General features: G+C 63.0%; 17 protein-coding genes. 6 read left to right on the top strand and 11 right to left on the bottom strand.

Annotation, left to right across the window (positions count from 1 at the left end):
• Positions 1–39: 39 nt before the first annotated feature.
• Both U1769_RS16905 and U1769_RS16900 read left to right on the top strand, forming a co-directional pair.
• Positions 40–522 carry a GreA/GreB family elongation factor gene (locus U1769_RS16905; RefSeq protein WP_332718293.1) on the top strand — a complete coding sequence of 161 codons (483 nt, stop codon included), beginning with the start codon at positions 40–42 and terminating at the stop codon, positions 520–522.
• Between the two features lie 82 nt (positions 523–604).
• Positions 605–985 (top strand): DoxX family protein, encoded by a 381-nt coding sequence (locus U1769_RS16900; RefSeq protein WP_332718291.1) that lies wholly within the window; start codon positions 605–607, stop codon positions 983–985.
• Between the two features lie 153 nt (positions 986–1,138).
• Here U1769_RS16900 and U1769_RS25680 read toward each other — a convergent pair whose 3' ends face one another.
• Positions 1,139–1,222, bottom strand: coding sequence for an Rv3103c transmembrane domain-containing protein (locus U1769_RS25680; RefSeq protein ID WP_503644152.1), 84 nt, complete (start codon positions 1,220–1,222; stop codon positions 1,139–1,141).
• Between U1769_RS25680 and U1769_RS16895 the strand changes: the two genes are divergently transcribed.
• Positions 1,206–1,472, top strand: a complete 267-nt coding sequence (locus tag U1769_RS16895) for an acylphosphatase (RefSeq protein WP_332718745.1) — start codon at positions 1,206–1,208, stop codon at positions 1,470–1,472. The two genes, U1769_RS25680 and U1769_RS16895, sit on opposite strands and share 17 nt — an antisense overlap.
• Positions 1,473–1,474: 2 nt before the next feature.
• On the opposite strand, the gene U1769_RS16890 is transcribed toward U1769_RS16895, so the two are convergent.
• Entirely contained in the window at positions 1,475–1,921 is a 447-nt protein-coding gene (locus tag U1769_RS16890; RefSeq protein ID WP_332718289.1) for a nucleoside deaminase, read from the bottom strand.
• Positions 1,922–2,026: 105 nt separating this feature from the next.
• Here U1769_RS16890 and U1769_RS16885 point away from each other — a divergent pair, with 105 nt between their 5' ends.
• Positions 2,027–2,599 (top strand): Uma2 family endonuclease, encoded by a 573-nt coding sequence (locus U1769_RS16885; protein WP_332718287.1) that lies wholly within the window; start codon positions 2,027–2,029, stop codon positions 2,597–2,599.
• 43 nt (positions 2,600–2,642) lie between these two features.
• On the opposite strand, the gene ettA is transcribed toward U1769_RS16885, so the two are convergent.
• Entirely contained in the window at positions 2,643–4,322 is a 1,680-nt protein-coding gene (gene ettA, locus U1769_RS16880; RefSeq protein WP_332718285.1) for an energy-dependent translational throttle protein EttA, read from the bottom strand.
• Between the two features lie 181 nt (positions 4,323–4,503).
• Between ettA and U1769_RS16875 the strand changes: the two genes are divergently transcribed.
• Both U1769_RS16875 and U1769_RS16870 read left to right on the top strand, forming a co-directional pair.
• The gene (locus U1769_RS16875) at positions 4,504–5,895 is read left to right on the top strand and encodes a M28 family peptidase (protein ID WP_332718283.1); all 1,392 of its coding nucleotides are present in this window, start codon (positions 4,504–4,506) and stop codon (positions 5,893–5,895) included.
• Between the two features lie 130 nt (positions 5,896–6,025).
• The gene (locus U1769_RS16870) at positions 6,026–6,259 is read left to right on the top strand and encodes a hypothetical protein (RefSeq protein WP_332718281.1); all 234 of its coding nucleotides are present in this window, start codon (positions 6,026–6,028) and stop codon (positions 6,257–6,259) included.
• 92 nt (positions 6,260–6,351) lie between these two features.
• On the opposite strand, the gene mgrA is transcribed toward U1769_RS16870, so the two are convergent.
• From mgrA to U1769_RS16830, 8 genes are all read right to left on the bottom strand, one after another.
• Positions 6,352–7,416 (bottom strand): L-glyceraldehyde 3-phosphate reductase, encoded by a 1,065-nt coding sequence (gene mgrA / locus U1769_RS16865; protein ID WP_332718278.1) that lies wholly within the window; start codon positions 7,414–7,416, stop codon positions 6,352–6,354.
• A 107-nt stretch (positions 7,417–7,523) separates the two neighbouring features.
• A complete protein-coding gene (locus tag U1769_RS16860; RefSeq protein ID WP_332718276.1) occupies positions 7,524–7,733 on the bottom strand; it encodes a hypothetical protein in 210 nt (69 codons plus the stop codon).
• A gap of 210 nt (positions 7,734–7,943) precedes the next feature.
• Positions 7,944–8,462, bottom strand: coding sequence for a hypothetical protein (locus U1769_RS16855; RefSeq protein ID WP_332718274.1), 519 nt, complete (start codon positions 8,460–8,462; stop codon positions 7,944–7,946).
• Positions 8,429–9,286, bottom strand: coding sequence for a hypothetical protein (locus U1769_RS16850; protein ID WP_332718272.1), 858 nt, complete (start codon positions 9,284–9,286; stop codon positions 8,429–8,431). Before U1769_RS16850 ends, U1769_RS16855 begins: the two co-directional genes overlap by 34 nt.
• Positions 9,283–10,065: a hypothetical protein gene (locus U1769_RS16845; protein ID WP_332718270.1), complete on the bottom strand. Its 783-nt coding sequence runs from the start codon at positions 10,063–10,065 to the stop codon at positions 9,283–9,285. Before U1769_RS16845 ends, U1769_RS16850 begins: the two co-directional genes overlap by 4 nt.
• A 134-nt stretch (positions 10,066–10,199) precedes the next feature.
• Positions 10,200–10,787, bottom strand: a complete 588-nt coding sequence (locus U1769_RS16840; RefSeq protein ID WP_332718268.1) for a hypothetical protein — start codon at positions 10,785–10,787, stop codon at positions 10,200–10,202.
• Between the two features lie 222 nt (positions 10,788–11,009).
• Positions 11,010–12,308: a sensor histidine kinase gene (locus U1769_RS16835; protein ID WP_332718266.1), complete on the bottom strand. Its 1,299-nt coding sequence runs from the start codon at positions 12,306–12,308 to the stop codon at positions 11,010–11,012.
• On the bottom strand, positions 12,305–12,952 hold the full coding sequence (locus tag U1769_RS16830) for a response regulator (protein ID WP_332718264.1): 648 nt from the start codon (positions 12,950–12,952) through the stop codon (positions 12,305–12,307). The genes U1769_RS16835 and U1769_RS16830 overlap by 4 nt, the downstream gene beginning before the upstream one ends.
• Positions 12,953–13,193: the final 241 nt, after the last annotated feature.

The raw sequence follows: 13,193 nt of genomic DNA, 5'->3' as shown, positions 1-13,193 counted from the left end.
CCGACATAAAGTGCTGCCCAGCTGGCGTGACGGAAGATCATGGACCGCCCCAACTACATCACTCCGGCCGGCTACGGCGCCCTCAGCACTGAATATCGCGCCCTGCTCGGCGACGAGCGGCCCAAGCTGGTCGACGTGATCTCCTGGGCCGCCGGCAATGGCGACCGGTCCGAGAATGGCGACTACATCTACGGCCGCAAGCGGTTGCGCGAGATCGACCGTCGGCTCGGCTGGCTGGCAAAGCGCATGAAGGCAGCGGTAGTGATCGATCCCGCAGCCCAGCCCGATCGTTCGCGCGTCTGGTTCGGTGCTACCGTCACCATTGCCGATGAGGATGATGTCGAGCGCGTGCTCACCCTGGTCGGCGACGACGAGACCGATGCCGCTGCCGGGCGGATCGGCTGGCACGCGCCGCTCGCCCGCGCGCTGCGCGGCGCGGGCGTGCGCGACGTCCGGCGCGTGATCCTGCCAGCGGGAGAGCGCGACTATGAGGTGATGGCGATCACCTACCCGTCACCCTGACGGGTTCGGCGGCTTCGATTGACGCCGCTCGCCATGCGTGAAACCATCGCGCGACGCGAAAAACGACTGAGAGGAAAACGCCGTGCCGATTCCCGCCACATGGTCTTCCCAACTGCTTAGCATTCTGCGCATCGTCACTGGTCTGGGCTTCCTGCAGCACGGCGTCTCGAAATTCTTCGGGGTCCCGCCCTTCCCCATGCCGCTCAATCCCTTGCTGACCACCGCGGGGGTGCTCGAACTGGTCGGCGGCACGCTGATCGTTCTCGGCCTTTTTACCCGCCCCGTCGCCTTCATCCTTTCGGGCATGAGTGCCGCCGCCTACTTCATCGCGCATTTCCCGCAGGGTTTCTTCCCCGCAGCGAATGGCGGTGAAGCGGCGATGCTCTATTGCTTCATCTTCCTGTATCTCGCGGCTGCAGGCGGCGGTGTCTGGAGTGCTGACGCCGCTCGCAACAAAACCTGAGCGAAGGCGCGCAGACCCGGCGGAGCGCGCTGTCCCCGCTTAGCCCGCCCGCTAACCGTCTCGAAAACAAGTCATCTCACGGCGGAAGCTGCCGAAATCGCGGTGAAACAGCGTACTGCCGGCTTTTGGCCGGAACGGCCGCTGATAGGGTTCTCACTGGCCGAGCGGGGGTCGCACGGTCGTGTAGAGCGAGAAACAAAAAATGAACGCGACACAGAGAATGATCGTGAGCGGCAAGGTTCAGGGTGTGGGATATCGCAACTGGACGATCTGGACGGCGAATGCGCTCGGCGTCACGGGCTGGGTCCGCAACGTGCAGGACGGCCGTGTGGAAATCATGGCATCGGGCGACGACAAGGCGCTCGACGCGATGGTAGAGGCTTGCCGCCAGGGCCCGATGCTCGCCCGGGTCGACGACATCGAGGTGGAGGCAGTCGGGCAGATTCGCCTCAAGGGCTTCAACAAGCGTCTGGGCATTCAGGCATAGGGTCAGCCGACCGCGATATCCTCGTTCCACAGGGCTGGATGCTCGGCGATGAAGCGTGCCATCAGTCTTGTGCAGCGCGGATCGTCAACGATCTCGACGCGAACCCCGCGCTCGCGCAGGAAATCCTCGTTGCCACCGAAATTGCGATTCTCCGCGATCACGACATGCGGGATACCGAATTGCACGATCGTGCCCGCGCACATCATGCATGGGCTGAGCGACGTATAGAGGATCGTGTCGCGATAGTGCGGCCGGCGGCCGGCACTGCGCAGGCAATCCATCTCGCCATGCGCGATCGGATCGCCCTGCTGGACGCGGCGGTTATATCCCTCTCCGATAATCCGCCCTTCGCTCACCAGCACCGAACCGATCGGCAATCCGCCTTCGGAAGCGCCCTGGGCGGCGAGTTCGAAACAACGGGTGACGAAGGGTGTGTTGGGATCGGTCATCGCTTCTCGCCATGATTGCCTGCAGGAGACGTATCGATGCGGGGTCGTCTGGTCGAGAGCGGACGCAATGGTGGAAAATCACGTCTTCCGTGATATCCTTCTCTCGTGACGGAGCTCCTGCCCCTCAATACCTCGCCCCTGCCGGTAAAACTGCGGGTTGCGGACTATCTGCTGCTCGACGGGTCGGGCGCGTTCGATGCCTACCGCAAGACCGAGCTGATCGAGGGGGACGTGTATTTCATGAACGCCCAGCATCGGCCGCATGCGCGCATCAAGTCGCGGCTTCACGTCCTTCTGGCCGCCGCACTGACGGGTTCAGATATGGGTATGGAGGCAGTGGTCGAGGGATCAATCGAAATTCCTCCGAACAACGCGCCCGAACCGGATATCGTCCTGACCAGCGAGGCCGACGGTGAAGGCCTCATCCCGCTCGTATCGGTACGGTTGATCGTCGAGGTTTCCGACACCACGCTGCTGTTCGACCTCAACGAAAAGGCGCGCGTCTATGCCAGTGCAGGCATCCCGGAATATTGGGTCGTCGACGTCAACGGCAGGGTGATTCAGCAGCTATGGTCGCCGGACGGCGACAGCTACGCCGACCGTCGGACCATCGCCTTCGGCCACCCGATCAGCGCGGCAAGCCTGCCGAACCTGACGGTCGAAACCGCCAGGCTCTGACATAACGGCCCAGCGGTCCGAGCCCTCGCCCGAACCGCCCCCGCTAGCGTGTGAGCTTCTTGTAGGCCAGGCGCGTCGGCCGGTCGGCCGCATCGCCCAGACGGCGGCGCTTGTCCGCCTCATAGCTCTCGAAATTGCCCTCGAACCACTCGACATGGCTGTCGCCCTCGAACGCGAGGATGTGGGTCGCAAGCCGATCGAGGAAGAAGCGATCATGGCTGATCACCACCGCGCAGCCGGCAAAGCTCTCGAGCGCCTCTTCGAGCGCCCGCAGCGTCTCGACGTCGAGATCGTTGGTCGGCTCGTCGAGCAGCAAGACGTTGCCGCCCTCCTTCAGCATCTTGGCGAGATGGACGCGGTTGCGCTCACCACCTGATAGCTGGCCGACCTTCTTCTGCTGGTCTTGGCCCTTGAAGTTGAACGCGCCGACATAGGCCCGCGTGCCCAGTTCCTGCTTGCCGAAGCGGAACACCTCGAGCTTGTCGGAAATCTCTTCCCACACATTGTTGTTCGGGTTGAGATCGTCGCGGCTCTGGTCGACATAGCCGAGCTTGACGGTCTGGCCGACCTCGATGGTGCCGCCATCGGGCAGCTCCTGGCCGGTGATCAGCTTGAACAGAGTCGATTTACCCGCGCCGTTCGGCCCGATCACCCCGACGATGCCGCCCGGCGGCAGCACGAAATCGAGATTCTCGAACAGCAGCTTGTCGCCATATGCCTTGGTCAGGCCCTTGGCCTCGATCACCTTGCCGCCGAGCCGCTCGGGCAGCTGGATCAGGATTTGCGCCTTGCCGACCGAGCGATTCTCCTGCTTCTCCATCAGCTCGTCGAACGCACGGATACGCGCCTTGGACTTGGTCTGGCGGGCCTTGGGGGTCTGTCGCATCCAGGCGAGCTCGTCGGCGATCGCCTTGGCCTTGCCCTGGTCCTCGCGTTCCTCCTGCTCGATCCGCTTGACCTTCTTTTCAAGATAGCCGGAGTAATTGGACTCGTAGGTGTAATAGCGGCCGCGATCGAGCTCGAGCACCCAGTTCACGACATTGTCGAGGAAATAGCGGTCATGCGTCACCAGGATGACGTTGCCGGTATATTCCTTGAGATAGTTTTCGAGCCACTGGACGCTTTCGGCGTCGAGATGGTTGGTCGGCTCATCGAGCAGCAGGATCTGCGGCTTCTCCAGCAGCAGTTTGCACAACGCCACGCGGCGTTTCTCGCCGCCGGAGAGGTTAGTGACGGGCGAATCGCCGGGCGGGCAGCGCAGGGCCTCCATGGCGATCTCGAGCTGGTTGTCGAGGCTCCAGCCGTCGACCGCATCGATCTTGCCCTGGAGATCGCCCATCTCCTCCATCAGCGCATCGAAATCGGTATCGTCCTTGGGATCGCCCATCTCCGCCGAGATCGCGTTGAAGCGATCGACCAGGTCGGCGACGGGGCGGACGCCGTCCTTGACGTTGTCGATCACGTTCTTGGTCGGATCGAGCTGCGGTTCCTGCGCGAGATACCCGACCTTGATGCCTTCGGCGGCCCAGGCTTCGCCGACGAAATCGGGATCGATGCCGGCCATGATCTTCATCAGGGTCGATTTGCCCGATCCGTTCGGGCCGATGATCGCGATCTTCGCATCACCCAGGAACTGGAGATGGATATTGTTGAGCACCGGCTTCGCGGCACCGGGGAAGGTCTTGGTCAGACCCTTCATCACATAGCTGTACTGCACGGCCATCGCCGATTGGCTCCGTCATTGAATGCGGGGAATTTCGGTGGCGCATGTAGTGCGTACGAGGCCGAATGGCAAACCGGATCGGGCCGCGATCCGGCGTCCGGCGCTTGTCGAAACCCTGCCGTTACCTCTAAGTCGCGCATCGACAGGCTTGGGCGCGCGCGTCGGGCAAACGGAGGACATGATGACTCGCAACGTTTCCCTCTTCGCGGCGCTTACCGCCTCCGTCCTCGCCTTTCCCGCGCTCGCGCAGCAGGCAGTAACGCTCGATCCGGCGGTCGCCAGGCTCCGCGATGCGGCGCTGAAGGACGATGTCGCCTGGGATATCGTCGAAGGAATCACCACCGAGATCGGGCCGCGCCCCGACGGCTCCGCGCAACAGGGCAAGGCCCGCGAATGGGGCGTCGCCAAGCTCAAGGCGCTCGGCTTCAAAAACGTCCGCATCGAACCGTATCAGCTCGATACCTGGGAACGCGGACTGGAGAGCGGCGCGGTCGTCTCGCCTTTTCCGCAACCGTTGCGCCTCACCGCGCTCGGCAATTCCGGTGCGACGCCACCAGAAGGGCTGACGCTGCCGGTCGCTTTCTTCCCAGGCATCGATGAACTGCGCGCTGCACCGGACGGCAGCCTGAAGGGCAAGATCGCGTTCGTCTCGAACACGATGCAGCGCACGATGGATGGCTCGAGCTACGGCAGCCAGGGCGCCGCTCGACGCCAGGGGCCAAGCATCGCGGCGAAAAAGGGCGCAAGCGCGATCGTCATCCGCTCGATCGGCACCGATCACGGCCGCGGGCCGCATGCCGGCGTCACCACCTTCGAGGCCGGTGTCGCGCCAATTCCAGCCGCCGCGCTGTCAGTGGCGGATGCCGCCAATCTCGAACGTATGGTGAAACGCGGCAAACCCATCACGCTGCACCTGCTGTTGACCCCCCGGCGCGTGGGTATGCGTGATTCCGGCAATGTGGTCGCGGAAGTACCGGGGACCGATCCGGCCGCCGGCGTGGTCCTGATCGGTGGCCATCTCGACAGCTGGGATCTCGGCACCGGCGCGATCGACGACGCCTCCGGACTGGGGATCACTACGGCCGCGGCCAAATTGCTGCTCGATTCGGGCAAGCATCGCCGCACCATCCGCGTCGTCTGGTTCGGTGACGAGGAAACGGGCGGGTTCGGCGGAGAGGCCTATGCCAGGGCGCATGCCGGCGAACGTCACGCCATCGCGACCGAATCCGATTTCGGCGCTGATCGGGTCTGGCGATTCGAGACCAACCTGCCCGACAGCGCCAAACCGATCGCCGACCGACTGGCTGCGGCGCTGACCCCGATTGGCGTGGTCCGCGGTAGCGGCGTGGCGAATGGCGGCACCGATGTGGAGCCTGTGCTGAAAACCGGCGTAGCGGGAATCGACCTCAATCAGGACGGCCTACGTTATTTCGATTATCATCATACGCCCGAGGATACGCTCGACCTGATCGACCCCGCCCAGCTTCGCCAAAATGTCGCCGCGTGGACCGCCATGCTGGCCGTGGTCGCTGATGCGCCGGAGGAAATTGGGGCCGTATCGGTCACGAAATGACGGAAAGCCGTGACCGAACCTGTCTGGCAGATGAATTGCGATTGACGCACCTGCACCTTTCGTTATGAAAAGCCGCTCGTGGTAGCAATCGGGCTGGCCGCGAAGTTTTGCTATGCTTGGGAGCATCCGCATGAAGAAGATCGCCCTTGTTCTCGTCGCCGCCGGCCTGATGTCGCTTGCCGCCTGCACGAAGCCTACCCCTGCTGAAAACAACGCCGAAGCAGTGGCGGACAACCTCGACGCAGCAGCCGACAACATCGACGCGATTGCAGACAACACGACGAACGAAGTTGTTGCCGACTCGCTCGAGAACGTTGCAGACAACCTGCATGACGCCGCCGACAACGTCACGGCGAACCAGTAATCGGATCGATCGGGCTTCGGCCCGGTCAGCCGATGCGAGAGGGCGTCCCTTCGGGGGCGCCCTTTTCGTTTGGGCGCCCCATCGGTGATCAATCAGCTCGGCTGTTCTTCCGCGCCGAGTGTCGACGAGATCTTCCACAGATCGATATTGCCCTCGCCGGCATATTGATCGATCTCGCGTAATTCAGCGTCGGCGAAATCCAGGCGACGGACAGCATCCAGCGAGTCATCGAGCTGCTGCACAGTACGTGCGCCGATCAGCGCGGCAGTGACTCGGGGATCGCGCAGGACCCAGGCAATCGCCATCTGGGCCAGAGACTGGCCCCGCCGCGCAGCGATCGCGTTCAACCCGCGAATCCGCCCAATATTGTCGTCGGACAACATGGTCTGCTGGAGCGATCCACCCTTTGACGCCCGCGCATCTGCCGGCACCCCGTTCAGATATTTGCTGGACAGCAACCCCTGCGCCAGCGGCGAGAAGGCGATGCAGCCAGTGCCAAGTTCCTCCAGCGTGTCGAGCAGGCTGTCCTCGATCCAGCGGTTGAGCATCGAATAGCTCGGCTGATGGATCAGCAATGGTACGCGCTCTTCCCGCAGGATCGCAGCTGCCTTCCGGGTCAGTTCGGGCGAATAGGAGGAGATGCCTACATAGAGCGCCTTGCCCTGCCGATGGAGGTGCGCAAGCGCGCCCATCGTCTCTTCTAGCGGGGTTTTCGGGTCGACCCGGTGCGAATAGAAGATGTCGACATAATCGAGCCCCATGCGTTTCAGGCTCTGGTCGCAGCTCGCGATCAGATATTTGCGCGATCCGCCGACATCGCCGTAAGGACCAGCCCACATGTCCCAGCCGGCCTTGGTCGAGATAACCAGTTCGTCGCGATGCGTAGCCAGATCGGCCGCGAGCACGCGGCCGAAATTCTCCTCGGCCGATCCGTAAGGCGGTCCGTAATTGTTCGCGAGATCGAAATGAGTCACGCCGCGATCAAAGGCGCGACGCAGGATCGCCCGGCCAGTCTCTAACACGTCGGCGCCACCGAAATTCTGCCACAGGCCAAGCGAGATCGCCGGCAGATCAAGCCCGCTCCGGCCGCACCGGCGATAAGGCATGCGGCCGTCATAGCGGGCGGGATCGGCAGTGTAGGGCATGGGGTAAGGCACCGGGAAACTCCTGTCGACTGAAGGGGGCATTAAGGCGTCGGCGGCGCGATCACGATACCAGTTCGCGAGCACGTCGAACGCCTGTTTATGCTGCCCTGTCTCCGATATCAGCCCCTTTCGGTTCCAGCCGCTGAAAAAGCGGATGCTGGCGGCGCGGCGAACGGAAGTCCGTGAGAATCCATGGACATGCCGACGAGATTCGGAATCTTCGTCGCCATGGCGAGCGTCTGGCGATGATAATAGGCCTGATATTCCTCCGAGAATTTCAGTTCGGTGGTACGATCGTGCGCCCTATCCCGGTCGTTCGGCTGCCCCAAGCTGATCGTGAAGCCGAAATTCGTTCAGCTCGGGCGGTCGATACGAATGGTGGAAAGCGGAATGGCCGATTTTGAGCGAGAATCCGGCGCGCGCGGAACTTCGTCAAGGTGGCACCGAGTGGGCTCAGGGGCCAATAGGCGATGTCGCCCCGCTTCCATTTGTTAAATGTAGGGGTCGGCGACCGCTCAAGCCCTGGGCGCCTGATCGCTCTATTCCCATAGCGTGCGCCAATTCGGTGCCGTTAACGCAAGGCAAGCCGACGGGTCGCGTATGGCCAGAATCGTGCGGGGCGGCTTGGGCAAGCGTCCGAATGACAGGATCGAGCGCGCTTCGAGCCTAAACGCGCGCATCAATACCCCGAAGCGCGATGGGGGCGCGCCCTGCCAGTCGTCGTAAATGTAGATTGGGCGGCCATCACCACCAAGCGAAAACCTGTCGTAAATATGGGCCAGCTTGATTGTAATGGGTTCCCGGCAAAGAGGATGCCGACCAACCAAAAAAGACAGCCCCTTGATTTGGTCGTTTGCCCAGGATCTCCTTGAGGTTTCGGTCCGGAAGCCGGATTGGGTAAGCAGTGCGCGGACCGCATCGGCAGTCTCGGTTGCCGAGGGAGTGAGATTGTCGCTCAACTGTAAAGCGCCCGCACCGAGCAGGAGGCTGAGCAGCAGCGCGCGCTGGCCAAGCCGTCCCGGCGTCACGCCGACGCCCAGCGCGACAGAATGCTGCAAAGTCCGATCGTAAGCGCGGTTACGACAATCGCAAAAATCTGAGCGCCGCTGCCGTCATGCCAATATTGGTAGGATTCGAGTGATGTGGCGATACCTATCAGGCGCGCCGTGTTCGCGGCGAATACTACAAGCGACACGCCGAGCAGCGCGGCCGCCCCTCGCCACGACGGGCGGCCGCCGTCCAGCAAGTAAAGACTCGTGAAGCACAGCATGACGTAGGAAAGGTTGGCAAAGGACGAGCAGCCCATCATGACCGTCACACCGACGCCCTGCGGCGGCTTCAGCAGGTCCTGGTACCAACTCGACCCCGGCAGAAAGAATTGCATCACGATGCCGGCGGCGGCTGTATCCAGCTTGAGGATGATGTCGCCGAACAGGACGGGGATGACTCTCCCTATCAAGGGTTGCAGGCCGATCGCGACGAACACCGCGCCAGCCCTGCGCTGTCCCTGGGACCAGCCCGACGCGATCGTCAGCATCAAGCCGATAGGCAGGAGCGCCAGCATGACGAACCGTCCAGGCAGGAACATGGCGCAGGCGAATGTCGCCAGCACCGCGTAAATCTGGCACGTTGTCGCGACGCGAGCGGTGCCGTGGCGCAGGATCAATATCAATGCCGAGCCCCACGCTATGATATCAACAGCGTTGAAGGCCAGCCTAGCAAGCGGGGTGCCGTCCAGCGCCTTGCGGAGGATTATGCAGATTGTCGCCGTCGCGAAGAACGCCACCACCCAGCAGAGCAATTCCCGCGTCGAGACGGTGGTGGCTTTCCCAGCCTTGTGGTCCTCCACGAAAGTCGCGGTCACGGTGCGAAAGTAGGTCACTTGTAGCGGATCTGCGCCTTGGCGCGCAGGGCGGCGAGCGCGTCGCCCAATCGCCTTTGCTGCTGCTGCTGGCCGGCGGCACTGCGCGCCGCAGCAAGCTGATCCCGTTCGGGCACGGCCAGCGGCTGACGCGCGATCACCGCGCCGATCAAGGATTTTTCGCCGGCCGGAAGCCGGAACAGGTCGCCCGGCTTGGCCTGCAGCAGCCTCATCGCCACGGCCCGCGGTATCGCGGCGGTATCAAGGCGTTGCTGGACGCGCTCGAATGAAATGCCCAGCATGCGCATCAGCGCGATGACCTCGTCGAGCGTGTTGGCGGCATTAATGCGGTCATTGTACGCGTTGCGCGGATCGACCATCACACCATCGATCGTCAGTATCTGGCGCTGTTGAAACATCAGCGGGTTGGCCGCCATAAAGCGCTTCGACTCCGCATCGCCTGCGGGTTGGGGAGGGCCGGTGAATTCCTGCGCGGTGGATTTGGCAGCCACCATTTCGCCGGCGCGCGCCACGCTGGCGCGGTACAATGGATCGGACCCGACACCGCGGTTGCGCGCCGCTGCGGCGAGCAGCTTGCGGTCGATGATCTGCGCCAGCAGCGCCTTTTGCATGGGGTCGTCGATCTGTTCGGCGGTGAGCCCCTTAGTCGCGGCCTCCGCCGCCAGGTCAAAATTGGTAACCGCGATGCCATCGACCGTCGCCAGCACGGTGCCAGCTGGAGCCGGACTCGGCGCCAGCGCGAGCCAGGCCGCTACCCCTGCTGCGGCCAGGATCAGCAACAAGCAGAGATGCCACCAGCGCAGGATAATCAGCCAAGGCACACGCTTGAGCAGCCGGACGCGCCGCGACCTTGGATCCGCAAGGAGGCGCCGCCCATCCTCCAGGATCGGCGGGCCGAAAATCCTGCTGTCCATCAGGCGGCCGCGAACCCCAGCCCTAGCCAGGGCCTGCGCATGCGGGTCAGCGCCAGCGCGGCGGCGGCGGCGAGCATCGAGAGAAGGCCGACGCCGACCTCGGGGGCCGCACCGCCGGGGGCGTCGACCTTGGAAATCACGAGGGAGCCGTATCCGCTCGACGCGTTGGCGAAAGCGCCGGAGCTACTTCTAGAAAATCCATAAGTCCCTGGCGTGAAAACGGGAGAAGCCTCCGATCCAGAGTAAAGCTGAGGGCCGACATAGTAGTAATTAAAAGAAGAATTCGCAAAAGATACGTGTAAATTGATATTTGGATCATTAGTAGTATTCGTGAATTGAATTGTATAAGGTGTACCGTATCCCTCGCGGTATTGAGAGTATTGAACGAAGACGCCGGGGAATACGGTCTCCGGATTAGCCGAGTCGATCTGCCAGGTAAAACTCGGCCCGTTGTAGCCGGGCCAGAAGCTATCCTTCCAGGTGACATCGTATATCGCGGCCGAACCTGCCGTCGGGGCGAGCGCGGCCAGGCAGACACCGATCGCCACTGCCCGCGCCAACCGCGCGCGATTCATCATTACGCTCATCACAAAGCCCCCAAGGTCGACCCACCGCAACGCGCTGTCGCCACCACCGTTTATGCGAATACGTTCCTGGCGGCGTAGGTCGATGACCTACAAGGCGGAAAATCACCAGACGGCCATGTGACTGCATCGCTGGTTACAAGAAAGCCGAATGGCTGGGGTGAGGAGTCGGCGGAGCAAGATGCGAAGCGGAGGTACGGTTCGAGGATTTCGATCGTTTGCGGCTCAGCTCGCGAGCGTCAGCTTGAAGATCGCCCCGGTTGGCTCTGCGTCGCGAAACGACAAGGTCGCGCCCATGCGATCGGTGAAGGTGGCAGCGATGAACAGGCCCATCCCGGCGCCTGCCTTACTACGGCTCAGGCCCGCATTGGCGAACTTGAGGAAGAGCCGCTGGCGCGCATCCGCGTCGAGGCCTGGCCCCTGATCGGCGATTTCGATCGTAACGCGGCCGGCGTGAACGGAACCGGTAAGGTGTACGCATCCGCCGGCGGGGCCGAATCGCACCGCATTGGAGAGCAGATTGTCCAGAACCTGGATCAGCGCACCACGATCGAAGCGCCCGATCAGTGGCGCATTCGGCACATCGATTGCGATGCTGCAACCGGCAGCCTCGGCAGCAGGGGAAATCCGCCGGGCTGCAGCCAGGATCTGGCCACGGAGATCCTCGCGCACCTGGGCCGTAAGCGGCGCGTGCTCGGCCGAATGGGCATCGAGCAGGCGCGTCACCAGTGTCAGCATCGCGTCGATGCTGAAGATGCCGTCGCGTACGGCCTTCAATGCAACGTCGCGATGTTCCGGCGCACGCCGCGTCGCCAGATCGAGCAAATTGCGCAGGCCATAAAGCGGGCTGCGCAGATCGTGCGCGGCGATCGCCATCAGCTGATCGAGCTCCTCATTCCGCTCGATCAGCTGTGCATTTTGGGAATGGATCAGACGCTTCTGCGTGAAGTCTCGATGGCGCGCGCCGTGGATCAAGGCGCCCGCGACAGTTGATATGCCGGCCACGATCGCGGCATTGACCGTCACCAGCACGGCCTGTGCCGGCGAGTTCAGCAGGTATGCGGCGGCCGCCGCGAACGGCACAAGCAGGGCGCCTTGAATGATGGCCAGCGTCAGAGGGCGCAACACAAACAGCAAGGTCATGGTCAAGGCGCCGATCGCGTAGCCGGATGTCGGCGGTTCCGGGTACGTGAGCGCGAAGCTCACTACCATCCGTTCGGCGAGGGCGGCCACGAAGAAGGCGAGGACCACCGTCTGCTGTGCCCTGAGGCTGGTCCAGTGCAAAGTGCGTCGGGAAGCAATGGCAATGACGATCATCAGCGGTAACGGGACGATGAGCGCGGGCTCGGCGCGACCGAAACAGATACTCAGCAGATCGGTGAGCAGCCCGACCCAGCAGGCGAGCTCGATCCGCTTGAGGTTGATGAGTGCCAGCGCACGGTCGAACGGCAGCGACGCGTGTGCAGCTCCATCGATATCCCAACGTTGCAGCAAGGCCCCGGACGGTACGATCCGGCCGATCATGGCTGAAGCGGGGCCTTGCTGTGATCGTGCGCTACGCGCTCCAGCATCCGTACGCTTTCGAGTCCCAGCTTAACTTTCAGACGTTCGCGATAGGTCCCGACGGTCTTGACGCTGAGCCCTAGCGTTGCGCTTAATTCCTGCAAGCCAAGTCCCTTGCCCATCAGGGTAAGCACCTGCAATTCCCGCCCGGATAACGACGCAATGTCATCCGCGCCGGCTCCGCAGCCCGCATAGTCGCTGACGAGCGCGCGCTGTACCTCGGCGCTAATGTGGATCTCGCCCTGGATCAGCGTGAAGAGGGCGGCTTCGACCGTATCGAGCGGCTCGGCCTTTGACACGAAGCCTCGCGCGCCGACGCGCAGAACTCTTGGCGCCCACTGCCGTTCATCATGGCTTGAGTAGACGAGCACTGCCGCAGGCGCGATCGCAACGAGATCCTCCACCAGGGCGATGCCGTCGGCTCCGCCCATGACGAGGTCGGTTATGATCAGATCCGGTTGCAGCCGCTCAGCTGAAGCGCGGGCCTCTGCCGCGGTCGTCGCTTCGCCGACAAGGCAAAAGTCAGAACTGCCTGCCAGAAGCAGGCGCAGTCCCCCGAGCACGATCGGATGGTCGTCGACGATCAGCAGGCGGTAAAAGGTCACGCGTGCGGGGCTTGTCAGGCTTGCGGCGGGGTTGCGCCGGGATGGCGCACGCACTGGTTGGTTTGCCCGCCGCATCGTTTCATCATAGTGAACCCTAAAAGTCGCGTCGCTAGCACCTCTCCGTCCCGATGCCGTAGGTCAATGACCTACAGCATCGATACCGATCCACCTTGCCGCTTTTGCCGGTATCGGGCTCATCCGCGGCGGAATATGGGTCTTATCCGCTGACAGCAGCGGCGGC

Origin of the sequence: Parasphingomonas zepuensis (genome assembly GCF_036663735.1) — a bacterium.
GTDB lineage: Bacteria > Pseudomonadota > Alphaproteobacteria > Sphingomonadales > Sphingomonadaceae > Sphingomonas.
Note: the sequence above shows the minus strand (reverse complement) of the source record. Positions and strands in the feature narration are given on the sequence as shown.